The following is a 26,371-nucleotide window of genomic DNA, read 5'->3' as shown; positions in this document are numbered from 1 at the left end:
ACGTTTTGGAGGTTGATATGCCGAGCGGTACCGCCTCTCGTCGAGATTTCGTCGCTTCCGGCGCGTTGGGGCTTTTGGCCTCGGGACTCTTACCCGGGGTAGCCGCGACCGCTCTGGAAAGAAATGAAGAGAAGATTCCCTTCCGAATTGCCCTGGCGTCGTACACGCTGCGCGCGTTTCCCTTAACCGAGGCCTTGGCGATGACCCGGCGCGTGGGCTTGAAGCACATTTGCCTCAAATCCTTCCATTTGCCCCTGGAAGCCTCGCCGGAGGAAATTGCACGCGCTCGCAAGGAGGTCGCCGACGCGGGCATCGATCTGTACGCGGGCGGCGTCATCAACATGGCCAACGAGGACGAGGTCAATCACGCTTTCACCTATGCCGCAGCGGCGGGGATGCGGGTGATCGTAGCCTCTCCCGACCCGGACCTTTTGCCGCTCGTGGACCGCCGCATCCGCGAGACCGGCATTGCGGTGGCGATTCACAATCATGGTCCCGGCGACAAAAAGTTCCCCACTCCGGAAAGCGTTTACGAACGGGTCCAGCCCTTCGACAAGCGGCTTGGATTGTGCATGGACATCGGCCACACCGTTCGCATCGGCGAGGACCCGATCAAAGATGCGGGTCGATTCGCCGACCGTTTGATCGACGTGCACTTGAAGGATGTCGACCAAGCCTCCCCCGCCGGCAAGTGCGTGGAGGCGGGGCGCGGCGTCATCGATTTGCCCGGCTTCATTCGAAAGTTGATCGAGATTCGCTTTTCGGGCATGGCGGCCTTCGAGTTCGAAAAGGATCAGAACGATCCCTTACCGGGATTGGCCGAAACCGTCGGATATGTGAACGGGGTCGTGGATACGCTCGTTTCCGGTTGAAGGCTGCCGCTCGGGCGGTCGTTCGTTTAGGCGGGGGCATCACGGGCGACGTCGCCGAGGAGGCGACCGTCGACGCGTTGTCGTATCGTTGGTTGAGAAGGAGAAAATTCATGCGGATTTGCACGGCCTGTTTGTTTTGCTTGCTGACCTTGAGCCGATTCGCCGCCGGTCTTGGCTTCGCGGTGGAGCCTTCCCGACAAGCGGTGGAAGTCGCCGTCGATGTGAAGGAAGTCGGTCCGCCGATCTCGCCGTACATTTACGGACAATTCATCGAGCATCTGGGAAGGTGCATTTACGGCGGAATCTGGGCCGAAATGATCGAGGACCGCAAATTCTTCTTCGATGTGGGTGCTGCGCCGTCGCCTTGGTACGCGCTGGGACCGCAAGGGGTCGTCGTGATGAGCGAGCGTGATCCCTTCGTGGGTGTCCATGTGCCGGAGGTGCGAGCGACGGGAGAGGTGCCGTGCGGCATCGGGCAGAGCGGACTTGGGGTGATTGCAGGGCGAGAATATGTGGGCCATGCCTGGTTGGCGGGTGATGCGGACGCGGCTCCCGTGGAAATCTCGCTCGCTTGGGGAGATGCCCCCGACGCGCGGCAGGTCGTTGTCGTGCCCGAGTTGAAAGCCGAATACACCCGGGTCGAGTTTCGTTTTTCTCCGCAGGGCGGTTCCGAGAACGCACGGTTGGAGATTGTCGCCCGGGGACGCGGACGCCTGCGGATCGGGACCCTCTCTCTGATGCCCGCCGATAACATCCATGGTATGCGTGCCGACACGATCGCGCTGCTGAAGGAATTAGACTCGCCGATCTACCGCTGGCCGGGCGGAAACTTCGTCAGCGGTTACGACTGGCGGGACGGCATCGGCGATCGTGATCGCCGTCCCGTCCGCAAGAATCCGGCCTGGCAAGGGATCGAGCCGAACGACTTCGGCATCGACGAATTCATGACGTTTTGCCGAGTCGTGGGAACGGAACCGCTGGTCGTGGTCAATACCGGCTTGGGCGACGTCTCCATGGCCTTGGAAGAGCTGGAGTACGTCAACGGGGCCGCCGATACGCCCATGGGAAGTATCCGGGCGAAGAACGGTCATGCCGAACCCTATCACGTGCGGTACTGGGGAATCGGCAACGAAATGTACGGCAACTGGCAGTTGGGGCACATGCCGTTGGACGAGTACGTCAAGAAACACAACGCCTTCGTGGACGCCATGCGAGCCAAAGACCCCGGCATCCAAGTGATTGCGGTAGGCTCCGTGGGACCTTGGACGGAGGGCATGTTCCGCGGTTGCGCGGACCGCATGGATTTGTTGAGCGAGCACTTTTACGTGGGCGCCAAGGAGAACCTCGCCGAGCACGTGGCTCAGGCCGCCCGGCGCGTCCGCGAGATTGCCGGCGCTCATCGCAAGTACCGCCGGGAAATCTTGGGCGGAAAGGCCATTCCGGTGGCCCTGGATGAGTGGAACTACTGGTACGGCGAACATGTCTACGGCGAGTTGGGAACGCGGTACTTCTTGCGCGACGGTCTAGGCGTGGCCGCGGCCCTGAACGAATTCGCCCGCAATACCGACGTGTACGCCATGGCCAATTATGCCCAGACCGTCAACGTCATCGGGGCGGTAAAGACCACGAACACCGCCGCCGCTTTAGAGACGACCGGTTGGATGCTGGTGCTGTATCGCCGCCACTTCGGCCAAGTTCCCGTGCGAACGCGCTGCGAAGGGCCGCTGGATGTCCAGGCGGCGCTGAGCGAGGACGGCCGATTCTTGACATTGGCGGTTGTGAATGCCACCACGGATGCCGCCGAGATTCGGCCCGTCTTGAACGGGGCGAAGCTGGGCGACGTGGTCGAGGTTTGGCAAGTGGCAGGCGATGATCCCATGGCCTACAACGAACCGGGCAAGCCTCCGCGGGTAGCCCTGCGGCAACTCGAAGCGGCGTCGGGCCCGGCGTTGCGTGTCGCTCCCCTGAGCGCCACCATTTTCCGCGCGGCCTTGGTTCGGGAGTGACGAAGGTGTGGGCATTGGCGGCGGCTTGCTGCGGTTTCCATTGGTGCACGCCCACCTGGTGAATGCCGTTGCCAACGCCGACCGACCTCTTGTGGTGTGGTTGACTACGCGGTGCACGAAGTGTCGTTCGCGTTCGTGGGGGCGGATAAAATTCGGACACAATTTCAAAAGAAGGAGATGTTCTCATGAAGCGATGGTTGCTGGGTATCATGGCGATCGCGGTCTTGACAGGTGTGGTGGCGGCCGCTTGGTCGGCGGCGGAATCGCCGAGCAAGTACTCGCACGCGGGACAACTTCGGCACGTGGTGCTCTTCAAATTCAAGGACGGCACGTCGCCCGAGGACGTCGCGAAGGTCGAAAAAGCGTTCGCGGCGCTGCCCTCGAAGATTCCGCAAATCGCGGGCTTCGAATGGGGGACCGATTGCAGCGTGGAGAACCTGTCCCAAGGTTTTACTCACTGCTTCGTGTTGACCTTCAAGAGCCAAAAGGATCGCGACGAGTATCTGCCGCATCCGGAGCACAAGGCCTTCGGAAAAGTCCTGGGACCGCACCTGGACAAGGTGCTGGTCGTGGATTACGTGGTTCGGGAGTAGTTTACGACGGAAGAGATTTTCGGCCGGTTCTTCGAAGTCGGGGAAAACGTCGACTGCGACGCGGCGATAGGCTACCGCCGCGCTAAGCGCCGCGAACCACCCCCGGCGCGATGTCGAGGTCCAAGTCGTCGAATCGCTTGGCCCGCCATTTCTCCAAGGCGATCGCACCCATCACGGCGTTATCGGTGCACAAACGCAATGGGGCGACGTACAAACGGACACCGGCGTCCCGCGCGGCGGTTTCGAGACGCTCGCGAAGTCGGGCATTGGCAGCCACGCCTCCGCCGACGCACAGTTTGTGCACGCCGGCGCCGGCGACCGCCCGCATGGTCTTCGTCACCAAGCAATCCACGACGGCTTCCTGAAACGAGGCGGCCAGGTCCGCGACCTGTTTTTCGCTCAGCGTGAATTCGGTGGGGTCGTGACGACCGGGGCCCGTGATCGCGTATCGGACGGCGGTTTTCAGGCCGCTGAAACTGAAGTCCAGAGATTCGGGATCATCCAACAATCCTCGTGGAAAGTCGTAAGCTTGGGGATTGCCGGTTTCGGCGGCGCGCTGGATGGACGGACCGCCGGGATAGGGCAGCTTGAGCATGGAGGCCACTTTGTCGAAGGCCTCTCCGGCGGCGTCGTCGATGGTCGATCCGAGCAGTTCGAACTCCAGCGCGCTGCGGCAAAGGTAGAGACTGGTGTGTCCGCCGCTGACCACCAACCCGACGCAGGGAAAGACATTCTCGCCCGACGCGATGCGGCAGGCGTACACGTGAGCCTGCAAGTGATTGATGCCGATGAGCGGAATGTCGAGCGCCGCGCACAAAGCCTTGGCGGCGCAGAGGCCGACCAACAGCGATCCCGCCAACCCCGGCGTGTGTGCCACCGCCACAAACGCCAGGTCCCGGAGTTGGACCTCGGCGCGGCGGACGGCCTCGTGAATGACCGGCAAAATCCGCTCCACGTGCGCCCGCGAGGCGATTTCCGGCACGACCCCGCCGTAACGCGAATGCAGATCGTCTTGCGAGGCGACCACCGAGGCCAAGACCTGCAAGTCTTCGGTGATGACGGCGGCGGCGGTCTCGTCGCAGGTGGTTTCGATGGCTAGAAAGCGAATCGACATTTCGTATTTCCCACGAGACGGAAACTTCGGCTCGGTTATGAAGCACCCGTCCGACCCGGGCGGCGACGCTCCGTCCCTTTTTGGTGGGTGCCCGTGTCGTCAGATTGATGGATCACCCGCTCTTTGGGGTGAAAGGTTCCGGCCCGCTTTGGATGCTGGTCGTCGGCGAACGCTCTCCTTAGACTACAAATATCCTCCGATCGCGCAGGAAGCGATCCCGATTGCCGCGCGGAGGCGATTCCCGCTGCCCGAGCCATCCCCTTTTTTACGCGGTGAACCGTGTCGATACAATCCATTCGGAATCAACTTCTCAAGCCGTTGAACGCTCAGCAACGGGAAGCTGTGACGCACGGTGAGGATCCGCTTTTGATCGTGGCGGGGGCGGGCACAGGCAAGACGGCCACCATTGTGCACCGCGTGGCGTGGCAGATTCTCGACGGCGTTCCGCCTCACCGGATCATGTTGTTGACGTTCACGCGGCGCGCGGCCGAGGAGATGATTCGGCGCGTGAGCAACCTGCTGCGCCGCATGTCGCTGAGCGAGGAAGGCTCCACGCTTATCACATCCGGCCTGATGGGCGGCACCTTTCATGCCGTGGCGGTGCGCATTTTGCGGCAGTACGGTCCGAGAATCGGTCTGTCGCCCGACTTCACCGTGCTCGATCGTTCGGACGCGGAGGATTATCTCGACGTCTTGCGAACCGAACTGAAGCTCACGGAAAAGACGAGTCGCCGCTTCCCCAAGAAAGGGACGTGCGCCGACATCTACAGTCGTATCGTCAACGCGCAAGAACCGCTGGAAAAGGTCTTGGAGGAGCGGTTTCCCTGGTGCCGGGGTTTCGAGGACGATCTTCGCGAATTGTTTTCCCTCTATCAGCAACGCAAGTTGGAGAACGCGAATCTTGACTTCGACGATCTTCTTTTGAAATGGCGGGAAGTGTCGGCGGATTCGTTGGTCGCTTCCGAACTGGCCCGACGGTTTAGCCGCGTTTTCGTGGACGAGTACCAGGACACCAACGTTTTGCAAGCGGAGATTCTGTATCGTCTTTGCCCGACGGGCGCCGGGCTGACCGTGGTCGGTGACGATGCCCAATCGATCTATTCGTTTCGCGCCGCGACCGTCCGCAACATTTTGGACTTTTCCAAACATTACCCGGCTACGCGGTTGGTGGTTTTGGAGCAGAATTATCGCAGCACGGTCCCCATTCTGCGACTGGCCAACGAGGTCATGGCGGCGGCGGCGGAAAAGTTTACCAAAAACCTCTGGTCGAGCAACGAGTTCGGCGACAAGCCGCTGCTGGTGGCTTGCGATGACGAGCAGGACCAGGCGGAACACATCGTACGACGCATTTTGACCCTGCGGGAGGAGGGCATCGATTTGCGATGCCAGGCGGTCCTTTTTCGGGCCGGACACCACAGCGTGGTCTTGGAAGCGGAGTTGACGCGGCGGGGAATACCTTACCACAAATACGGCGGGCTGAAGTTTCTGGAAACGGCGCACATCAAGGATTTGTTGTCCTTTTTGAAACTGGCCGAAAATCCGCGGGATATCGTCGCCGGCACCCGAGTGTTGCGGTTGTTGCCGGGCATCGGCCCGGCCAAAGCCCGCTCACTCTTGGGGATGTTGCCGCTTCGGCCGAACCCCTTTGAAGCCTGGCGCGCGACCCAACCGCCCGCCGCGGCCAGAAAGCTGTGGCCCGACTTCGTGAATCTCATGGAAACTCTCTGCGATTCCCAGGTGCCCTTGGTCTCGCAAGTTGCCGCGATCCGGGAGTTCTACGAGCCGCTGTTGCCGGAGCTTTACGACAACCCGAATCCCCGGGCGCGCGATTTGGAGCAAGTGGAGTTGATCGCTTCACGTTTCGCCGATCGTCGCACGATGCTCACGGAAATCACGCTGGATCCTCCCTCTTCCACGCAGGACTTGGCGGCGGACCCGCATTTGGACGACGACTACTTGATCCTCAGCACCATCCATTCCGCGAAGGGGTTGGAGTGGGACGCGGTCTACGTGCTCAACGCCACGGACGGTCACATTCCTTCCGATATGAGCACTCGCTCGCTTGAGGAGATCGAAGAGGAACGGCGTCTCTTCTACGTGGCTTTGACCCGTGCCAAGCGGCACCTGGTCGTTTGCCATCCCACGCGGTACTACATTTCCCGCTATTCGGGCGACCCCCATTACGGATTCGCGCAGCTTTCTCGATTTCTCAGCCAAGACGTGCGGCGGCACGTGCAATGGCAGACCTCGGGCGATCATCCCGTCTCGGACGAATTGGCCGAGGCGGTCACGGTCTTGCAGATTGAAGGGCGAGAGCCTGAGGGCGACGCGAATCGTAATCCGCTGAGTCGCTTGTTCAAGTCATGGGATTGAGGTCCGGCTTTGGCGAGAGGCGCAGCGTCGCTCGGCGCTGTGAGTCGCAACGAGATCGGCCTCGTCGGCTTCACTCCTCGTCGCCGGAGTCCGACCACGGCGCGGTCAACGCCCGACCGTTGTGACGGCGATCGAGCGCGAGAAGAAAGGGGACGGTACGACTTGCCCAAGCCCGAGGTTTCGGATATCGGGCGGCCTGTTCGCCGAAGCAACTGCGGAGCATGTCGGTGTCGATGATGCCGGGGTTGACGGTGGCGGCGGCCAAGGGGGGCGGCAATTCCTCGGCCAGGGATTGTGTGAGTCCCTCCACGGCCCATTTCGTCGCGCAATAAGGCGCCACTTCGGCCGCGCCCGATCTTCCCCAATACGAGCTGAAGTTCACGATGACGCCGCGACCTCGCTCCAGCATGGCCGGCACGAAATGTCTGATCGTACAGTGGATTCCGCCCACGTTCACGCGAAGCAATTCGGCGAACTCTTCCGGCGGGACCTCCCAAAGCTTGGCGTTTCGGTTGATGATCGCCGCGTTGTTGATCAGCAGATCGGGAGGGCCGAGGTCGTGGATGACTTCATCGGCCCAGGCTGCCGTTTCATCGTCCCGCGATACGTCCGCGACGCGAAAGCGATGGTCGGGATAGTCCCGCGACAAGGCCGCGATCGCCTCGGCGCTGCGGGCGCAACCCGCCACGCGATGCCCCAGGGAGATGAACTCGTCGCACAGCGCACGCCCCAACCCTCGACCCACGCCCGTGATTACGACGACCTTCTTTTCCATGCCGCCTCTCCGAGAAGCCTCCGCTTCGGCTCAGGGTAGCGCACACGAAAGCGATCCGGCGAACGACGCATCGGGAGCATGCTCTGTGCGAGGGTAACGCATCTACTTGAGACGCCCCGCCGCCCAGCGAATTCCGCGGAGCAGAAGCTTGGGGTAGGCCGGGTTTTTCCAGGCCTGGCTGTCGTGGCCCAATTGCAAATAGAGGACGCGACTCCGGCCGTATTGGGTGGTCCAAGCGATTTCGGCGTTGTTCTTCGGATTGTCGGTCGTCAGCAGCACATGCACCTTGGGCGACACATAAAACCCGTGATAGGTCTCGTCATGAATCGTAAAGTCCTTCAGCCCCTTGGTGATCGGGTGCTCGGCGTCCGCCACGTGGATATTGAGCGTTTGGTCGTGATCCCAGGTGGAGGCGGGATAGCTCTTGCCGTCGATTTCGCAAGCCTCGTGCAAATACATGCCGCCGATGATGTTCCGGTATTCCGCCCAGTCGCGATGAGCGCCGAGATTGTGATGCATCGCGACCACGCCGATGCCCTTGTTCAGCAGGGCGATAAACGCCTCTTGCTGTTGCGGCGAGATGCCGGGCACCATGTCGTACATTACGAGGACGACGTATTTGTCGGCGACGTCCGGGTTCAATGCATCCGCCTGTTCCGGCAACTGAATCTTGGTGTATTCGACGTTGGGAAACGCGTCGAACATGGCGAAGAAGGCCTCTTCTTCGAATCCGTGTCCGCCGTAGGTTAGGAGCACTCGGATGGGCTTGCGCGGCTTGGCCGATCCTTCCTCCGCCAAGCAGGAGAACGGAACGGCGACCACGACGACCGCGCTTAACAGCAACAGCAGCGAAACCGTTCGACGACTTGTCATGATGCGTGCTCCCCGGATTTGGGCAAAGGTTCTCGTCTCGGTCGAGTTACCGACTTGCCGCGTTTCGACGGCGACCGAACGTAACCGCTACTCTAGACTCGCTGATCGCTCCCGTCAATCACTTGCACGGCTTATCAGGGGTGCCGGTAACTGGGCGGTTCTTCCGGTTTTTGATCGCGGCGGCAACCAAGCATTCCATCATCTCGCGTCCGCATTCCCTCCACGGCGTACTCACCGGCGGCGTCGCGGCGAAAAGATTTTTTTAAGGGAGCGGGAAGGGCGTTTGCGTTCCCCCGGCACCGTCTGATAGAATGCATTTTCGACAACTAAATCTGAGTTAGACGGAGTCTGTTTTTGGGAGCCTACGGCGGATTTTTTGGCGAACTTTGTTTTCCCGTTTTTCGTAGCAAAATGTGGCAATATGATGGGGCGATGCCGTACGCGCTGACCAATAATTTTTCTACAAGAGGAATCGGCACCGCGGACCCTACATTGTAGCTAGCAAAATCCCTCCTGTAGCGTGTATCAATTCGGTGTCGTCCGTACGGTAAGCGGTTCGGCGTTTCGTTTTTTTGGGCCGGGCACAAACAGCGTCAGCTCAAGACGGATTCATGGACTTTCGGGAACGGGACACGGGTCGATGCAAAATCTCTCCATCAGTCACGCCGGGATGAGAATCATAAAGCTCTTGGTGGGCAATCCCCCCCGCAGCGTGGCGGATCTTATACGTGAGATGAAGGTGACGCGAACCGCCATCACCGAGCAGTTGAACGAGTTGGTCGCGGCGGGGCTAGTGGAGCGAAAGTTGCAGCGGTTGCAAGGCCGCGGTCGCCCCCGCCATGTTTATACCGCGACTACCAGCGCCCTGCTGCTGCTATTCGCCAAGAATCAGCGGTTGGTTCTTCCCGCCATTTGGCGGGCGATTCGAGAGATTGGCGGCACGGAATTGACGGAAGAGGTGGTTCGCCGCGTCAGCGCGGTGCTGGCACAGCATTACCTTCAAAGGATTCACGGCACCACTCCCGCCGAGCGACTCAGCGAGATGACCGCCATCCTCCGCGAAGAGGGGGTTTTGGTGGACATCGAGGACGATATGGGGCAACTCACGGTGCGTCAGCGTAGTTGCCCCTTTATCATCATGTTCGAGGAAAACCGCGCGGCCTGCCTTTTGGATCACGAAATCATTTCCTTGGTGGTTGGAGCGCCGGTCAAGCAGGTGGCTTGCCGTCACGACGGGGCCCCCTGCTGCGTCTTCGAGGTCGGCGGCGTCGGCCAATCGGCGGATGCCCCCGCGGCCACCGTGATGATGTGAGCACTTCATCCTCCTTGGGATCTCGGCACCAAATGGAGTCGCCCGCGTGAAGGAAAGACGATCGCGACAAGATCGCTTGTCTCCCGATCGTCCGGGCGCGATCGGTTCGGATGACCCGAGGGCCGCGTCGGGGCGGAGCGACCGGCGGGGAAAAGGCCGTCCAGCACGTTGGCTTCTTCGGGCCTTTCTCAGCGTTTTCTTTCTGCTTGCGTTGGCGGCGGGCTACGTGGCCTGGGACTGGTGGCATTGCCTGCCGGAATCCGTTCAGGCGGAGTACGTCGGGCGGCAAAGTTGCGCCTCCTGTCACGAGCAGGAATGCAAGCTCTGGGAAGGGTCCGATCACGATCTGGCCATGGATCGGGCCTTGCCCGAGACCGTTCTCGGCGACTTCAATGACCGCGAATTTCTTCACATCGCCTTCAGCGAGCTTTGGCGTTTGCCGGAAGACGAACTGCGGCGATTGGTGGAGCACATTCCCGACGATGTCTTGGCGACGGCCTTGCAAGAATACGAACCGCCGCCGATGCCGGAATTGGGCATCGAGCATCCCAGCGGGCGCGAGTCGCGGAAACGGATTGCGGCCGCGCTTTCAGACGAGCGACGAGCGGCGATCCTTGAGGAAACGGCTTGGAAAAAACAGTTCGCGCGACCTTGCGACATCACCGCGGCCCATCGAACCATTCGCGACATTGCCGCGAAAATGACCGAGGCCGGTGAACTGCATCCCGACTTCGCCGTCCGCAGTCGCATGTTTCAACGGGACGGCAAATTCTTCGTCGAAACGGACGACCGCGACGGAACACTGCGGGAGTTCGAGGTCCGATACGTCTTCGGCGTCTATCCGCTACAGCAGTATCTGGTCGAGTTTCCCGACGGGCGTATCCAGTGCTTGCCCCTGGCGTGGGACGTGAAGAGCAAGAGTTGGTTCCACCTGTACCCGTCGGAACCGATTCCGCACAACGATCCCCTGCATTGGACCGGCTCTTTGCAGAACTGGAACTACATGTGCGCGGATTGCCACACCACCAACCTGCGCAAGAATTTCGACGTGGCGAGCAACACCTATCGTACAACGTGGTCGGAGATCGACGTCAGTTGCGAGACCTGCCACGGTCCGGCGAGCGTACACGTCCGCTTGGCGGAGTCGTGGAGTCTGTTTTGGGACCGTAAGCGTGGTTACGGATTGCCGCAACTGAAAGGCGCTCCCAACACCGTGTTGGTCGATAGTTGCGCCCCTTGTCACGCGAGGCGGCGCCCGTTGAAGGAGGGCTTCGTCGGCGGCAATCATTTCCTCGATCATTATCTGCCGGAGTTCTTGGACGGCCAACTCTATTACGACGACGGCCAAATCCTGGACGAGGACTATGAATACGGTTCGTTTACGCAGAGCTTGATGTACCGCAAGGGCGTGCGCTGCCTGGACTGTCACGATGCGCACACGGGGCGAATCAAGTTCGCGGAAGCGACGCGACCGGGTGAAATTCGCAAGCCCTACACGGACAATCGACTTTGCGGGCAATGTCACGTGCCGGCCAAGTACGATACGCCGGCGCATCATTTTCATCCCAAGGTGGGCGAACCGGGCAGTCGATGCGTGGATTGCCACATGCCGGAGACCACGTACATGGTCGTGGATGCCCGACGCGATCACAGTTTGCGGGTGCCGCGTCCCGACCTCACGGTGTCGCTGGGCATCCCCAACGCTTGCAACCTTTGCCACCAAGATCGGGCGAAAGGGGAGTCTCCCCAGTGGGCCGCCGATTGGATCGAAAAGTGGTACGGACGAAAGCCCGATCGCAACCATTTCGCCTATGCGTTCGCAGCGGGGAAACGAGGCGATGTCGCCGCCGCCGCGGACCTGGCCGCCGTGGTGCGACGTCAGGACCTGTCGGGCATGGTGCGGGCAAGCGCCTTGTTGATATTGTCGCGGGCATCCCCCCAATCCGCGTTGGGGAGCATCGTCGCCTCCGCCGGAGCGCCGGACCCGTTGTTACGGATCGCCGCGGCCAGGGCCTTGCAGAACCTTCCGCCCGACCCCGGCACCCTCGCCCGAGTGAAAAACCTGTTCGAGGACCCTATTCGCGCGGCGCGATTGGAGGCCTTTCCCTGGCTGATTCAGTTTGCTCCCCAAGATCGGCGGTTGCTCTCGGCGGATGTGCTGGATCGTTTGGTGAAGGAATATGTCGCCGCGCAGAAGTTGGTCGACGATCAACCGGGTGCGCACGTCAATTTGGCCTTGCTCTACGATGCGCTCGAGCGACCGGATGAGGCGGAGGCCGAGTACCAAACGGCGTTGCGACTGGACCCCGGCTTTCTTCCCGCCCGAAACAACCTCGCCATGCTGTTCGCTCGACAAAGCCGCTGGGAGGAAGCCGAGCAGCAATACCGCCTGGCGATCGGAGCCGATCCCGATTACATTCCGGTCCGCGATAACTTGGCTCGGTTGTATTATCAGCAGGGGCGTACCACCGACGCCGAGCGCGAGTTTCGCGCCATTTTGGAAAAGGTGCCCACGCTGGGCGATGTGTGGTTTTCCCTAGGATTGCTGATCGCGGAGGACCCAGCGCGACTGGCGGAGGCGGCGGATTGTTTGAAGCGTGCCGCGGATCTGATGCCCGGCGACGCGCGCGTAGCGTACAATGCGGGCTTGGCTTTGCACAAGGCGGGAGAACTGGAGGAGGCCGAGACGCTGTTCACGCGGGCTTATCGCCTGGGCGATCCCAGCCCTGATTTGCTTCAGGCCTACGCCCTGCTCATGGTCGATCTACGGCGCTGCGCGGCGGCGAGATCGCTGGCCGACGAGTTGCGGGCGAGGTTCCCGTCACCGTCGGCCGAGCAGTTCTATCGTGCCGTGGTGAGTCGCTGCGGCGAGGGCGCCGCTCCTTGAGCCTCGTTGCATACGTACCTGGAACGGGACGCTGATCCTTCCAGGACCCTACGATCATCTTACGTGAACCCTCTCAGTTGAGGGATGTTGTTGACGAGAAGGATACGACTTTCATGCGCGACCGCCCCAAGAGTCTTGCGGCTTTTGAACAGGCTAAGCGATGGATTCCCGGCGGAGTCAACAGTCCGGCCCGAGCCTTCGGCGCGGTCGGCGGGACGCCGCCCTTCATCGCCCGAGGCGAGGGGGCCTACCTTTGGGACATCGACGGGAATCGATACATCGACTACGTGGGCTCCTGGGGACCCATGATTCTGGGGCATTGCCATCCCCGCGTGATTGCCGCCGTGCGAGCGGCCTTAGAGAGAGGGACCAGCTTCGGTGCGCCGACCGAGGCCGAGACGCGCCTTGCGGAGATGATTGCCCGGATTGTTCCGTCCGTGGAAAAGGTTCGGTTGGTGAACTCGGGCACGGAGGCCGTCATGAGTGCCCTACGCTTGGCGCGGGGATACACGGGCCGAGCGAAGATCGTGAAGTTCGCGGGCTGCTATCACGGACACGTGGACAGCCTCTTGGTAGCGGCGGGCAGTTCGGCGGCGACGTTGGGAGTACCCAGTTCGCCGGGCGTGCCGCCTGCCGTGGCGGTGGATACCCTGGTTCTCCGCTACAACGACGCGGAGCAGGTTCGCGACGCCTTCGGTCGCTTGGGCGATCAAATCGCCGCCGTGATTGTGGAACCCGTGGCCGGGAACATGGGCTGCGTGCCCGGCACGGAGGAGTTCCTGCGAACCCTGCGCGACCTCACCTCGCAATACGGCGCCATTTTGATTTTCGATGAGGTGATGTCCGGCTTTCGCGTTGCGCTGGGCGGCGCACAGGAGCTTTACGGAATCACGCCGGATTTGACCGCGATGGGCAAGATCATCGGCGGCGGACTGCCCGTCGGGGCCTACGGCGGACGCGCCGAGATCATGGATCACATCCTACCCGCCGGAAAGGTCTTCCAGGCCGGAACCCTCAGCGGCAACCCCTTGGCCACCGCGGCGGGCATTTCCACGTTGGAAGTCCTTCGCGAGACGAATCCCTTTGCACTGCTCGAACGGAAGTCCCAGCGATTGGCGGAGGGATTGCGTTCCGCCGCGGAGGAGGCCGGCGTCGCCTGCCATATCGGACGATGTGGAGCGATGCTGACCCTGTTTTTCTCTTCGCAACCGGTGGTGAACTGGGACACGGCCTCGGCATGCGATACCGTCGCCTTCGCCCGATTCTTCCATGCCATGCTGGACCGCGGCGTTTACCTCCCGTGCAGCCAATACGAAGCGATGTTCCTCTCGACGGCACACTCGGACGAGGACATCGAGGTCACGATCGCCGCGGCGCGCGAGAGCCTCCGAGAAGTTTTGGCGGCAGAGTAACCGCCCGGCCTTGCAAATGAGAGCGGTCCACGTCTTTGGGCGAACGGCGACGAGGGAGCGCTGCGACTTCGGGGTGTCTTGATTCGTCCCATTTTCGACGTTGGCGGGTTTGGAAATGGACTTAATATGAGTTCAAGACAGTTGGCGTCCGGCGCGGCGCGGGCGCTGGACGCAGGGACCGGGGCGGTCGATAATCGGCAATGGTCGCGGATGTGCGCTTTGCGAAAAGCGTCGCGGGGGCGTGGCGCGTTGTGCGGCGAGCGAAAAAGTTGTGCCCCGTGAATTGCGAGGTTGCGCCGAGTTCGTTCGGCGCAGGCCGTTTCCGTATCCATTCGGTCCGCGGTTACCCTGGAGGAAGAACGTGCTTTACGCAGAATTGATTTCGCGGTGTCTCCTCGACAGGGTGGTGATGGTGTTCGCGATCGCGGCTTTATTCGGGGCGGTTCATTCCGCCGGATACGCCGATCAGGCGACCGACCAACCCGCGGACGCTAACGGTGGATCCACCGAACGCGCCGGCGCGTCCTTGAAGGATGCGTTTAGGGACGATTTTCTCGTTGGAATGGCGGGCGACTTGCCGGGCAACTACTCCGAGCGCGAGTTGGATCTGATCCGTGAACAGTTCAACGCGGCCACTCCCGAAAACTGCATGAAACCGGCCTTGGTGCATCCAAGCGAAGACCAATGGCGTTTCGAGCGGACGGACGCCTTTGTCCAATGGTGCCTGAGCAATAAGATCACCGCCGTCCACGGACATACGTTGTTGTGGCACCACCAAACGGGCGACTGGTTCTTCCAGGGAGATGATCGAGGATTGGTGATCGAGCGTATGAAGAACCACATCCAAACGTTGGTGGGGCGATACAAGGGGAAGATTCGCAGTTGGGATGTGGTCAACGAGGCCATCAACGACGGCGGCAATGCACAAACGGGTCAAACCGAGAACCTCCGCAATACGGCCTGGTTACAGGCGGTCGGCCCGGAATACCTGACGCTGGCGTTCAAGTTCGCCCATGAAGCCGATCCGGAGGCCCTCCTTTTTTACAACGACTACGGCATCGAATCCGGCCCAAAGCATGCCAGTTCGATGGTCCTGTTACGCCGCTTGCTCCGAGAAGGGGCACCCATTCACGGCGTGGGTATCCAGGGCCACTGGAGTACCCGATCCATCCCGTACGCCGAGTTGGATCAAGCGATTTCCGACTACGCTTCGTTGGGCCTAAAGGTGGCCGTTTCGGAGTTGGACGTGACGATTGCGGGGGCTTCGGGCGGGCAGTTCGACGGCGGACGCGGACGACGCAACATTCGTCCGCCGACGGCACAAGAACTACAGATTCAGGCCGACGCTTACGCCAAACTGTTCGCCATCTTCCTCAAACATACGGACGTCATCGACCGCGTGACCTTTTGGGGCCTGAACGATGGCCGCACGTGGCGGTACGGGCAGCACCCCTTGCTCTTTGATGCGGACTGCCAACCCAAATCGGCCTTTCATGCCGTCATCGAGGAAGCACAACGGACGTCGCGCCCCTGACGATGGGATGGATCAGCACGAGCGATTGAAATGCTCGGACGTTTCTGCCGCGGCGGTGGAACCCATGGGAACCGGGTCGCTGGGGCGATCGCAGCAATCTCGCTTGGAATGATTCGGGTGTCGCGAGAATCCGGTTTGTGCCCGCCGCATGTCGGACTGTTTGAAGCGGAAGGCTGTCACGAACGAGCATCGGATGCCGAAGACGCTTTTTCCTCGGCATAGCTGGGGCGGAAGTATTGCGGCATCAGTTTCCAGATGTCGTCACGGCGTCCGAGGCCGTAATATGTCCGGGCGAGGCGTCCCACCTCGTATGCCTTGGGGCGACATTGTTCGTCCGGCGCCGGACGATAACCATGGGCCGTCAGAATTTCCCTGAATCGCACGGCGCCGGGACCGGCGACGACAAGGCCGCTCGATGAGGGGAGCGTGCGCAGCCATTCCAAAGGCTCTTGCGGCCAAGATGTCTCCCCGGCAGGACGGAGGCCGCTTTCATCGCGTTCGAACAACTTCCCCACAATGTCGCCGCGTTGCGCATCGGCCATGGCCGCGAGCCGGGGAGTATCGGGAGAAACGCCGGCGGCGACCGCCTCCAGCGTGTCGATGCCTATGATCTCGGCGCCCACGGCGTAGGCGAAGGTTTTGGCGGTCACCAGGCCGATTCGGATTCCGGTGAACGATCCCGGTCCGATCGAGACGCCGACCAAACCGATTTCCTCGGGTGGAACTCGAAATTCTTGCAACAGGTCGCGGATGGCCGGCGCTAGGGTCTGAGCGGATCGCCGATCATGGGGCAGCCGGCGCCAACTCAGGCATTCGTCGTCGCGAAACAAGGCGACGCTGCCGATGGGGTCGGTCGTCTCCAAAGCCAGAGTGTGCATGTTCGGGGGCGGACCTTTTCGCCGCGGTGGTAGGTGGTGTGTAAACATGCGGGTTATTCGCGTTTCCTTATTTTGACGCAACGTCGGTTGCCGTCGCAAGGAAGAGTGTCCATCGAAGACACCGTCTCGGACGTGCCAGAACCGGCGGAACTCCCCAAAAGAACAAAAGCCTGCTTGCTTTCAGGGGTCGGTCACGGAACCGGGAAAATCACGGGCGGTACTGGACACCGCCTCCTATAATTTCGTCGTGAAAATTGCGTTGCCGCTCGGCGCCTGGTTGCCGGACGCCCGTCCGATGTTTTCAGGCCGCGTTCCGGTTTGCCGATCCATTCTGCGATTTTGGGTTCCGTTCCGCATTTCAAGGAGAACTCGATGCTTCGAGGAAGCGTCTTTCTGAGGTTTACGGTGTCCGCGGTCTTTACCTGGGGCGCGAGCATGTTTCTGATGACGCCGCCGGTGTGGTCGATCGCCCCGGAGACCACGCCGGCGCGACCCAAAACGATCGTGGCGGATACGTCGAAGTTGTTAGGCTCGCCGGATCCCCTCCCCCTGGAGACGGAACCGGCATTTCCGCGTCTGCATTTCGATCGCCCCGTGACCATCGCTCATGCCCCCGACGGTACCAATCGTCTCTTCGTGGTGGAACAGCACGGCGTGGTGCACGTCTTCCCGAATCGACCGGACGCGGATCGGACCGACATTTTTCTCGACATTCGCGAGGTCGTCTCCCGGGATCATAACGAGGAGGGGCTTTTGGGGTTGGCATTTCATCCCCGATACAAGGAAAACGGGCGCTTCTTCGTTTATTACTCGACCAAACCGCGGGCGTCGATCATCTCCGCGTTTCGCGTCTCTCCGGATAATCCCAATCGCGCGGATCGGGATTCCGAAGAGGTGCTGATGAAGATCGAGCAACCGTACGGCAATCACAACGGCGGGAGCATCGAGTTCGGGCCCGACGGCTATCTCTACATCGGGTTGGGAGATGGAGGCTCGGCCAACGATCCGCATGGTCACGGGCAGAATCTGAAGACGTTGCTGGGGTCCATCTTGAGGATCGACGTAGATCATCGCGATCCCGGCCTCGCCTACGCCATTCCCAAGGACAACCCTTTCGTGGGTCGCGGAGACGGCGTCCGCGGCGAGATTTGGGCGTACGGTCTGCGGAACGTTTGGCGGTTGACCTTCGATCGAGTCACCGGTGACTTGTGGGTCGGGGACGTCGGCCAAAACCGGTACGAAGAAGTCGATATCATCGTGCGGGGCGGGAACTACGGTTGGAAATTGCGCGAGGGCTTCCACGATTTCGACCCCAAGGCGGAAACGACGGAAGAACCGCTCATTGATCCGGTCACGGAGTATTTCCGCCACGAAGGCATGTCCGTCACCGGGGGCTACGTCTATCGCGGTCATAGGCTTCCCGAGTATTACGGGGCCTACTTTTACGCCGACTACGTGACGGGAAACATTTGGGCGTTGCGCGTCGACGATCGTGGCAAGCTGAAGGAGAACCGCAAAGTCGCGCGGACCAACTTGAACATCGCGGCTTTCGGTGAAGATGAAGACGGTGAGATGTATCTGGCGGCCTTCGACGGCATGATTCACCGACTTCGTCGCAGACCGGGGGACATTCAGGCCTTGGCCGACGCCTTTCCGCGCAGACTTTCGGAGACCGGCCTCTTTCGCTCCGTGAAGGACTTCGAGCCTTGCGAGGCTGCGCTACCGTACGACGTGAACGTCCCGCTGTGGTCGGACGGAGCGGCCAAGCATCGCTTCGTCGTACTGCCCGCCGCCCGGTCCGTGCAATTCCACCCGGAGACGGCTTGGGACTTTCCCGTCGGCGCAGTGCTGGTCAAGACGTTTTTCCTGCCGCGACCGGGGACGTCGCCCGTCTGGCTGAAGTCGCCCCCTCGTTTGTCGGCAAAGGAGGCGAGCGACACGGGCACTTGGCGACGTTTGGAGACTCGCCTTCTGGTGCATGGCGCCGACGGTTGGCAGGGATACACCTACGTTTGGAACGAAGAACAGACGGACGCGGAGTTGATCGACGGCGCCCAGCGAGTCGTGTTCCCGGTGCCCGACGAACGGGGTGTTGCTCGGAGGGAATGGTACTTCCCAAGCCGGTCGGATTGCATGGCGTGTCACACTCCGGCCTCCGGGTTCGTGCTGGGGCTGAAGACGCCGCAGATGAATCGCCCGCCTACCACGCCGGTCGCGGTTCGTTCGGTGGATGATCGCGCCGCAAGCCAAAAAGATCCGTCGGGGGCGTCCAATCAAATCGCAGCGTGGCGAGATTGGGGAGTTTTTGCCAATCCGCCGACGGAATCCTGGGAAGCGTTGCCTGCGTTCGCGGAGTGGCCTGTCTCGGCGGAAGGCTTGGGGCGAGACGAGCTTGAGCGGCACGCTCGGGCTTATCTGGATTCCAATTGTGCGATGTGCCACGTGCCGAACGGGATTGTGGGACGCCCGGACTTCCGCTTCAGCACTCCGACCGCAAAGTCGCAATTGATCGGAGTCAACCCCGGCCAAGGGAGTATTGCGCCGGCGGGGAGTAAGCTGGTCCTGCCCGGCGACCCAAATCGCAGTGAGCTTTGGCACCGCGTCGAGACCCTGGGACCGCGTCGCATGCCGCCGCTGGCGTCCGGGGTGCGCGATGAAACCGCCGTCCGCTTAATCGAGGTCTGGATTCGTTCGATGCCGCCCGCACGTTGAGGCGAAACCGGCGCCGCATACCGCGAAATCGCGTGAATCGACCCGCTGTGGAAATCTCCCGCCAAACTTCACCGTCGGCGGCGAATGACCATCATTACGGTTCGAGCCATTCGACGATGGAAATGACGGCGTTCGATTTGGCGTTGCCGCTGCGATTGACGACGCGGATGGGAACGGTTCCCTCGCTCGTCAAGTCGGGGCCGACCGCTGCCTCCAACCAGGTGCCGCGGTCGAAATCGGCGACGATGCCCAACGAACGGTCTGCAATGAAGACTTCCTGTCGGCGTCCGCCTTGAAAGTGATCGGGGTCGATCATGTAGAGACGCAGTCGCCCGGACGATCGGGGCGGCACGTCCAAGATGATTTGAACTTCCTCCTCATCCGCTCGGGTGTGAAATACGGGGAAGGGCCAACCCGTGTACGAAAACCCCCGCGCTGCCTCCGCGTGGTAGCCCGACTCTGCGAATACCAATTCCTTTTCCGGTCGCCCGCAACGCATCTCCAGTTTCACGCCGCGAGCCTGTCGTTCCTCATCGTTTGGCAGTTGTTCCAGGTCCCGCCAATCCCGGGTGATCGGCGCACGTTCTCCCGCGGCGGGCATTGGGGGAAAGGCGACGTGCGGTTCGGTCTGATACCAGTAGCAAGTCGAAGCCAACTCTAGTTCATTCCCCGGGCGACCGAACATTTCGCGGAACATGGGGTGCTCATTCTCGCCGAAGCCGATCGCGACTTTCAGGCTCTTTTGGAACGTGATCGCGTCGCTGAGGAAGAAGCGATACGCGGCAGCACCATCCTGATGAAACGGGAAATAGCCGGTGAAGGGAAAGAGGTTTTCCTCCGGCGGAAACCCCCAACTGAAACCGAAGGAATCTTCGATTCCTTGAAACTCCACCACCGGTTGCGTCCCGCCGTCCACGTAGAACTTCTCATTCATATCGACGGGGTAACCTGGGCGACCGGGCAATCGCAGCGTCACGTTCCACCCGACGAACTTGCCTCGTCCTTCCGCCTCGAGTGCAACGTAGTCTCGCTTCGCCAGATTCAGCATCTCCTGCCGCCAATGGGCGTGGAAATAACCGACGTCATCCGGCAGCGACGCGGTTTTGCGGATCATCACGTAACTGTAGCACGGCATGGCCGCCCAAAGCTCTTCGCCCGGTTCCAATTCCCCGTCGTAGGCCAACTCGATTCTGGCGGATCTGCGGAATGGCATGGGAAAATAGGCGTTCCATCCGCGTTTCTTATTCACCATGGCCGTATTCAAAAACTCCCGTTCTCCTGCGGGATCGCAGAAAAAGTCCACCAGCGGACATTCCACGCTGGGATTCGTTTCGCCATCCCAATACATGCGGACAACAAGGTCGCGCCCAAGTTGGTAGTCGGAATTGGCTGCGATTTGGCGTTGCGGCATGGCGAAGTGGATCATGGTGATGACGCCCGGTCCCTCTGCCTCGGCCACGATCACGGTTTTGTTGCTGTGAAAGCGGCGTTCGAGCGGTGTTTCGATCCACAGCCCGTTCTCCGCCACGACTTGGTCGTCGCTCAGGCGGGGCAAGTTCCACAAATCGTTTCCCATGCACAGGCTGCCGTGGGCAAACGCTGCGGCGGTGATTGCCGCCAAAACAAGGCGATCGAACATGGCTTGTTCCCTCCCGGACGCATTGTGAAGACGCGGACTTTGGACGTAGCTTGTCGATTGTCCCCAACGCACGCCGCGCGTTGACGAATCGCTGCCGCCTCAGAATGACCGGGCGACCCCGCAAACTTCGAGGCGGGAGTCGCAAAGGCGACGCCGTGGATTATGAGATCCGGTATGGCGATGTCAAGCGTGTGAGACTTCGGCGTCTTCCGGATGGATTCGGTCCGGCCCCTAAGACGCTTGAGTAAGCTTGGGGCCGTTGCTAGATTGAATTGGCGGAAGCGATTGGCCGACGGACTTTTACAGAATCCCACTTCCGCATCGAGTCCGTTTTCGCACAGCGGCTTTCGGCAATCGCATTCCCGACTTCCGCTGAAGAGGGAATTCATGGATACCTGGATCTGGCCCGTCTTGCTCCTGCTGGCTGGATTGTTTTTCGCCTTCCTGGAGCTTTTTTTCGTCTCGTACGGCGTCCTGACTTTCTTGGCGGTTGCTTCCGCATCGGCGTCCATCGTGCTGGGTTTCATGTACGATCAGGCCCTTGGGATGGGCTTGTTGCTGGTAACGGTGTTGGGAATTCCCATCTTTTTGACGCTATTCATCAAGGTCTGGCCCCGCATTGGGGTGGGTAAGAAAATCATGCTGCAAGAACCGGAGGCGTCGAAGACGCTGCCCGATAATCCGCTGCTTCACCGACTAAAGGAATTGATCGGGAAGATCGGCGAGGTCAAATCGCCGATGCTCCCCTCCGGCGTCGTGCAGATCAACGGACGCTCTTACGACGCCCTGACTGAGGGAACCGCTATTGATGCGGGTCGCAAGGTCAAAGTCGTCGCCGTGCAAGGCACGTGGTTGGTCGTTCGAGCGGTGGATGACGTTCCCATGGGCAAGCAAGACGGCGATCCGTGGACCCAGCCCTTGCCCGGTTCCGACGTTGATCCTTTCCGCCAAGAGTGAGTGTGGCGGAGGCGTTTTGGCGAAAGTTGCGGCCCATTCCGCAGAGACACGCGAGCGGGTGTAGCTTTTCGCCGTCGCGGGCGATATGCTTATGGGCGAACGTTGGCGGCGGTCGCGATGGCTCGCCGCTTCGACCCTAGAATCTCGATGACGTCGAAAACGCAATAGCGACTTTTCCTCCAGGTGACACCATGCCCATTTTTGCCCAGGACGCCGATATTGGACGCATCATGACGCTTTTCGTGGTCCTGGCCGTAATCGTCGTCGGCCTGGTAATGTTGGCGGTCTTCGCGAAGTTCTTCCGCTTGTGGATTCAATGCAAGACGACCGGTGCGGGCATCGGTATTTTGGACCTTCTGGGGATGAGTTTTCGGAAGGTCCGCCCGGATGTCATCGTTCGGGCCAAGATCATGGCGGTCCAAGCGGGCATCACCGATCGCGAAGGCGTCACCAGCAAGGCGTTGGAAGCGCACTTCTTGGCGGGTGGAAACGTCAATCAGGTAATTCGAGCGCTGATCGCCGCCCGGCACGCCAAGATGAACGAGTTGGACTTTCGCTTGGCGACCGCGATCGACCTTGCCGGTCGCGACGTCCTGGAGGCCGTGCAAACCAGCGTGAACCCCAAGGTCATCGACTGCCCGAAAAAAGGCTCCGGTAAGGAGTCCTTGGACGCCGTGGCGAAAAACGGCATTCAGCTCAAGGTCAAGGCGCGGGTAACGGTTCGCGCCAACATTCTCCAAGTCATCGGCGGGGCGACCGAAGAAACGATCATCGCCCGGGTCGGCGAAGGGATCGTGAGCGCCATCGGTTCCGCCGAGACCCATTTCGAGGTGCTGGAGAACCCGGATCGCATATCCAAGGCGGTGCTGGGCCGTCGTCTCGATCGTCAAACCGCATTCGAAATCGTGTCCATCGACATCGCGGATATCGACGTGGGGCAAAACATCGGCGCGCGTTTGCAGGCCGACCAAGCCGAAGCCGACATGCGCGTCGCCCAAGCCAAGGCGGAAAGTCGTCGCGCCATGGCGGTGGCGGCCGAGCAAGAGAACTTGGCTTTGATCGAGGAAAGCCGCGCCAAACTCGTCGAAGCGGAAGCGGAAGTGCCCCGAGCGCTGGCGGACGCCTTCGACGGCGGCAAACTGGGGCTGATGGACTACTACCGCTTGAAGAACATTCAGGCCGACACCGATATGCGATCCGCCATCGCGAAGATCGGTGCGCCCGCCAATCCGGTCCAAGAGGACCGCGATGGTCGCCGCGTCGCGTGAATCGAGGCGACGACGAAACATGAATCACCGGTGCGAGACTTTCCGCCCGCCCCCATCATCGTCAGGAGGAACCGAATCATGAATTCGCCGCGGATGAATCGCCGTGAGTTCACCAAGGCCGGTACCGCCGGCGCAGTCGGCGCCGTGGCTTTCAGCGCCGTGTCCGCCCGCCGCGTCTGGGGCGCCAATGATCGAATCCGATTGGGTTTCATCGGCGTTGGGAACCGCGGCAGCCAAGTCCTCGCCGCCTTCCTGCCGCATCAAGATATGGAAGTGGTCGCCATTTGCGACGTGTTCGAACCGTATTTGGATCGCGCCCAGGAAAAGCTGCCGTCCAAGGCGGACGCCACGATCGATTTTCGGAAAGTTCTCGACCGTAAGGATATCGATGCGGTCGTCATTTGCACGCCGGACCACTGGCATGCCGTGCAAACCATCTGGGCGTGTCGGGCGGGCAAGGACGTTTACGTGGAGAAGCCGCTTTCGATCACGGTGGTCGAGGGACGCAAGATGGTCCAGGCGGCCCGCCAATATGAGCGGGTCGTACAAGTGGGAACGCATCGGCGGTCGTCCAAGCTGTACGCTCAGGCCGCCGAATTGATCGGCGGCGGCAAGATCGGCAAGGTCACCGTCAGCCGTGCCTACCGGCTCAGCAACATGTACCCCGGCGGCATCGGCAAGGCGCCGCCCGGCGACCCTCCGGCGGGTTTGCATTGGGATTTATGGCTCGGTCCGCGGCCCGAACGACCGTTCCAAGAGACCATTGCGCCCTACAAGTTCCGCTGGTGGGATCTGTACTCCTCTCAAATGGCCAACTGGGGCGTGCATTACTTGGACGCCATTCGCTGGCTGACCGGTGAACTGGCGCCCGCCTCCGTGTGCGCGATGGGCGGACGCTTCGCCGTCGAGGACGACCGCACCATTCCCGACACCGCTGAAGCCGTTTTCCAATTCGCCTCCGGTCGCCTGGCGATCTTCGGCCAGTACGAGGCGAGCGGCAATCCCGTGTTTCCGCAGGGCGAATTGGAGCTGCGCGGAACCCTCGGCACGGCGTACATCGGTTCTCGCGGGTTGAACGTGATTCCCGAACGCGGCGGGCAATTTCAGGATGCCGCCCCTCGCATGGAACCGATCAACATCGATATTCGCGAGGGCGAAAACGACGTCATGACCGTGGCCCACGCGCGGAACTTCCTCGACTGCGTGAAATCCCGCGAAAAGCCCAACGCCGATGTGGAGATTGGTCATCGTTCCACCACGTGCAGCCTGATCGCCAACATTTCTTTGGCCGTCGGTGCCCGTTTGGAGTGGGATGCCGAACAAGAGCGCTTCACCAATCACGAAGCGGCCAACGCCCTGCTCGATTACGAGCACCGGAAACCGTGGACGTTGGATTGAGGCGAATCGCCGCGGCTTTTCGTTCCGCCGATTGCCCACCGCTCGGCGGTCATGCGTCTCGGCGGACCCAGTCGATATCGGCCATGCGGGCCAGGGCCAATTCCAGGGCGTGCGTGCCGTCTTTGGCGTGACCGCAAGCCGCCAAGGACAAGTACAACTGGTGCGCTAGGGCCAATCCCGGCAGGCATAACCCCATCCGCTTGGCTTCGGCGAGCGCGATGCCCATGTCCTTGATGAAGTGTTCCACGAAGAAGCCGGGTTCGAATCGGTTGTTGATGATCCGCGGGCCTAGATTCGATAGCGACCAACTTCCGGCGGAGCCTGAGGCCACGGACTCCAGCACTTTATTCAGGTCCAGCCCTGCCCGATAGGCGTACAGCAGCCCCTCGCAAACGGCGACCATGGTGCTTGCGATGAGGATTTGATTGGCCATCTTGGTGTGCTGCCCTCTGCCCGGTCCGCCTTGGTAAACCACCGTTTTGCCCATAATCTGCAAACAGGGAAGCACCGTTTCGTAGGCCGCTTGGTCGCCCCCTACCATGATCGAAAGCCTTGCTTCCCGAGCACCGACGTCGCCGCCGGTCACCGGGGCATCGAGACTCGCGACTCCCCGCTCCGCGGCCTTCTCGGCGATTTCGACGGCCAAGGCCGGTTCACTGGTGGTCATATCGACGATGATGTTGCCGGGTTTGCACCCTGCCAGCACGCCGCGATCTCCCAGAATCACCTCTCGCACGTCATGCGGGAAGCCGACGATCGAGAAGACGATGTCGGCGGCTTCGGCGACGGCCTTCGGGGAGTCCGCCCAATCCGCTCCCGCGGCCAACAAGCTTTCCGCTTTGGATTTGGTGCGATTGAAGACCACGGCTTGATAACCGGCCTTCAGCAGGTGACCGCACATGGCGGCCCCCATCACGCCCGTACCGATCCATCCAATGCGAGTCTTTCCCGGTTCGGCGATATGCGGCATGGTGTTGGATCCTCTTCAGTGAAGACCGATGACGACGGGTTTCGCAGCGCAATAACGAGCGGATCGCTTGGGTCGTGCAGGGAATCCGGACGCGCGGAAGGCCAATGCGACCTGCCGTCACCGCTGCCAACGTTCTTCCGGACGCTCCAGGATTTGGTGGAGCACGAAGGCGGTCGCGAGGCCCTTCGGCGATTGCAGGCTTTCCATGAGGGCCGCCGACAGCGGGAATTCGCTCGCCCGAACCACGCGCGAAGCGGTCGCTGCGGTTGGGGCGGTCGGTTCGGCCCGAGAAGGCGGCTCAGCGGCGTCCGCCGTCCTCTGCGACGGCATCGACTGGGACGACCGAGCGGCACGGCGCTGTTCCGCCCGATCCCGAGCAGGGCGTCGGCTGCGTTGACCCGGTGCCGCCGGCGGAATGGGCGTGCGCTTCTCGCCAAGCTCCCCCATCGTCTGACGGACGTGATCCGCCAGGCTTTGCTCCACCGGTTCGGCCACGATCACAGACTCCACCGGTTCGGCGACGACCGGTTGGGGAACCCGTCTTCCACGCGTTTCTTCCGCCTTCTTGCCCGCCCCTTTCAAAAAGGCATCGATTTCCCGCTGCAAATCGTCTCCGGCAGGTGGACCTCCTCGAGGGGGGCGTTTCCCGGCCGGACCTCTTTTCTTTTTCGCCTCCGCCATTTGCTGCATCAGGCTTCCGACGATCGAAATCACGATGATGATCAGCGTGATGATCGCGCCGACGGCATCGCCGAAGAGCAACATGTCGGGTCGGAAGATCATGATTCATTTCCCTGC

The 26,371-nt window shown here is 61.2% G+C and carries 19 protein-coding genes; 12 read left to right on the top strand and 7 right to left on the bottom strand.

Annotated features, from left to right (window positions below; translation table 11 throughout):
* Nucleotides 1–17 precede the first annotated feature (17 nt).
* The 3 genes from ACYQ6J_RS10900 to ACYQ6J_RS10890 all read left to right on the top strand — a co-directional run bounded on the left by ACYQ6J_RS10900 (nucleotide 18) and on the right by ACYQ6J_RS10890 (nucleotide 3,471).
* Nucleotides 18–872, top strand: a complete 855-nt coding sequence (locus ACYQ6J_RS10900) for a sugar phosphate isomerase/epimerase family protein (protein ID WP_460184215.1) — start codon at nucleotides 18–20, stop codon at nucleotides 870–872.
* Between the two features lie 110 nt (nucleotides 873–982).
* The gene (locus ACYQ6J_RS10895) at nucleotides 983–2,878 is read left to right on the top strand and encodes an alpha-L-arabinofuranosidase C-terminal domain-containing protein (RefSeq protein ID WP_460184214.1); all 1,896 of its coding nucleotides are present in this window, start codon (nucleotides 983–985) and stop codon (nucleotides 2,876–2,878) included.
* 185 nt (nucleotides 2,879–3,063) lie between these two features.
* A complete protein-coding gene (locus ACYQ6J_RS10890; protein ID WP_460184213.1) occupies nucleotides 3,064–3,471 on the top strand; it encodes a Dabb family protein in 408 nt (135 codons plus the stop codon).
* A gap of 82 nt (nucleotides 3,472–3,553) precedes the next feature.
* Here ACYQ6J_RS10890 and tsaD read toward each other — a convergent pair whose 3' ends face one another.
* A complete protein-coding gene (gene tsaD, locus ACYQ6J_RS10885; protein WP_460184212.1) occupies nucleotides 3,554–4,585 on the bottom strand; it encodes a tRNA (adenosine(37)-N6)-threonylcarbamoyltransferase complex transferase subunit TsaD in 1,032 nt (343 codons plus the stop codon).
* A 279-nt stretch (nucleotides 4,586–4,864) separates the two neighbouring features.
* Between tsaD and ACYQ6J_RS10880 the strand changes: the two genes are divergently transcribed.
* Nucleotides 4,865–6,958 carry an ATP-dependent helicase gene (locus ACYQ6J_RS10880; protein ID WP_460184211.1) on the top strand — a complete coding sequence of 698 codons (2,094 nt, stop codon included), beginning with the start codon at nucleotides 4,865–4,867 and terminating at the stop codon, nucleotides 6,956–6,958.
* 70 nt (nucleotides 6,959–7,028) lie between these two features.
* On the opposite strand, the gene ACYQ6J_RS10875 is transcribed toward ACYQ6J_RS10880, so the two are convergent.
* Together ACYQ6J_RS10875 and ACYQ6J_RS10870 are read right to left on the bottom strand one after the other, a co-directional pair.
* Nucleotides 7,029–7,733, bottom strand: a complete 705-nt coding sequence (locus ACYQ6J_RS10875) for an SDR family oxidoreductase (RefSeq protein ID WP_460184210.1) — start codon at nucleotides 7,731–7,733, stop codon at nucleotides 7,029–7,031.
* A gap of 102 nt (nucleotides 7,734–7,835) precedes the next feature.
* Nucleotides 7,836–8,606, bottom strand: a complete 771-nt coding sequence (locus ACYQ6J_RS10870) for a ThuA domain-containing protein (RefSeq protein ID WP_460184209.1) — start codon at nucleotides 8,604–8,606, stop codon at nucleotides 7,836–7,838.
* Between the two features lie 640 nt (nucleotides 8,607–9,246).
* Between ACYQ6J_RS10870 and ACYQ6J_RS10865 the strand changes: the two genes are divergently transcribed.
* The 4 genes from ACYQ6J_RS10865 (at nucleotide 9,247) to ACYQ6J_RS10850 (ending at nucleotide 15,751) form a co-directional block, all read left to right on the top strand.
* Nucleotides 9,247–9,918, top strand: coding sequence for a helix-turn-helix transcriptional regulator (locus tag ACYQ6J_RS10865; protein ID WP_460184208.1), 672 nt, complete (start codon nucleotides 9,247–9,249; stop codon nucleotides 9,916–9,918).
* 46 nt (nucleotides 9,919–9,964) lie between these two features.
* Nucleotides 9,965–12,805 (top strand): tetratricopeptide repeat protein, encoded by a 2,841-nt coding sequence (locus tag ACYQ6J_RS10860; RefSeq protein ID WP_460184207.1) that lies wholly within the window; start codon nucleotides 9,965–9,967, stop codon nucleotides 12,803–12,805.
* Between the two features lie 113 nt (nucleotides 12,806–12,918).
* The gene (gene hemL / locus ACYQ6J_RS10855; RefSeq protein WP_460184206.1) at nucleotides 12,919–14,217 is read left to right on the top strand and encodes a glutamate-1-semialdehyde 2,1-aminomutase; all 1,299 of its coding nucleotides are present in this window, start codon (nucleotides 12,919–12,921) and stop codon (nucleotides 14,215–14,217) included.
* A 361-nt stretch (nucleotides 14,218–14,578) separates the two neighbouring features.
* Nucleotides 14,579–15,751 (top strand): endo-1,4-beta-xylanase, encoded by a 1,173-nt coding sequence (locus ACYQ6J_RS10850; RefSeq protein WP_460184205.1) that lies wholly within the window; start codon nucleotides 14,579–14,581, stop codon nucleotides 15,749–15,751.
* Between the two features lie 176 nt (nucleotides 15,752–15,927).
* Here ACYQ6J_RS10850 and tsaB read toward each other — a convergent pair whose 3' ends face one another.
* Nucleotides 15,928–16,677, bottom strand: a complete 750-nt coding sequence (gene tsaB / locus ACYQ6J_RS10845) for a tRNA (adenosine(37)-N6)-threonylcarbamoyltransferase complex dimerization subunit type 1 TsaB (RefSeq protein ID WP_460184204.1) — start codon at nucleotides 16,675–16,677, stop codon at nucleotides 15,928–15,930.
* Nucleotides 16,678–17,001: 324 nt separating this feature from the next.
* On the opposite strand from tsaB, the gene ACYQ6J_RS10840 reads away from it, so the two are divergent.
* Nucleotides 17,002–19,341, top strand: a complete 2,340-nt coding sequence (locus ACYQ6J_RS10840; protein WP_460184203.1) for a PQQ-dependent sugar dehydrogenase — start codon at nucleotides 17,002–17,004, stop codon at nucleotides 19,339–19,341.
* A 94-nt stretch (nucleotides 19,342–19,435) separates the two neighbouring features.
* On the opposite strand, the gene ACYQ6J_RS10835 is transcribed toward ACYQ6J_RS10840, so the two are convergent.
* A complete protein-coding gene (locus tag ACYQ6J_RS10835) occupies nucleotides 19,436–20,980 on the bottom strand; it encodes a glycoside hydrolase family 172 protein (RefSeq protein WP_460184202.1) in 1,545 nt (514 codons plus the stop codon).
* Nucleotides 20,981–21,367: 387 nt separating this feature from the next.
* Between ACYQ6J_RS10835 and ACYQ6J_RS10830 the strand changes: the two genes are divergently transcribed.
* The 3 genes from ACYQ6J_RS10830 to ACYQ6J_RS10820 all read left to right on the top strand — a co-directional run bounded on the left by ACYQ6J_RS10830 (nucleotide 21,368) and on the right by ACYQ6J_RS10820 (nucleotide 24,603).
* Nucleotides 21,368–21,937 carry an NfeD family protein gene (locus ACYQ6J_RS10830; protein WP_460184201.1) on the top strand — a complete coding sequence of 190 codons (570 nt, stop codon included), beginning with the start codon at nucleotides 21,368–21,370 and terminating at the stop codon, nucleotides 21,935–21,937.
* Nucleotides 21,938–22,128: 191 nt separating this feature from the next.
* Complete coding sequence (floA, locus tag ACYQ6J_RS10825; RefSeq protein ID WP_460184200.1) at nucleotides 22,129–23,205, top strand: flotillin-like protein FloA; 1,077 nt, start codon at nucleotides 22,129–22,131, stop codon at nucleotides 23,203–23,205.
* 78 nt (nucleotides 23,206–23,283) lie between these two features.
* Nucleotides 23,284–24,603 carry a Gfo/Idh/MocA family protein gene (locus tag ACYQ6J_RS10820; protein WP_460184199.1) on the top strand — a complete coding sequence of 440 codons (1,320 nt, stop codon included), beginning with the start codon at nucleotides 23,284–23,286 and terminating at the stop codon, nucleotides 24,601–24,603.
* 49 nt (nucleotides 24,604–24,652) lie between these two features.
* Here the strand turns inward: ACYQ6J_RS10820 and ACYQ6J_RS10815 are convergent, their stop codons facing one another.
* Together ACYQ6J_RS10815 and ACYQ6J_RS10810 are read right to left on the bottom strand one after the other, a co-directional pair.
* Nucleotides 24,653–25,573: an NAD(P)-dependent oxidoreductase gene (locus tag ACYQ6J_RS10815; protein WP_460184198.1), complete on the bottom strand. Its 921-nt coding sequence runs from the start codon at nucleotides 25,571–25,573 to the stop codon at nucleotides 24,653–24,655.
* 117 nt (nucleotides 25,574–25,690) lie between these two features.
* Nucleotides 25,691–26,356: a hypothetical protein gene (locus ACYQ6J_RS10810; RefSeq protein WP_460184197.1), complete on the bottom strand. Its 666-nt coding sequence runs from the start codon at nucleotides 26,354–26,356 to the stop codon at nucleotides 25,691–25,693.
* Between the last annotated feature and the right edge of the window lie 15 nt (nucleotides 26,357–26,371).

This window comes from Thermopirellula anaerolimosa (assembly GCF_054657335.1).
This window is presented reverse-complemented; position numbering and strand designations above follow the sequence as displayed.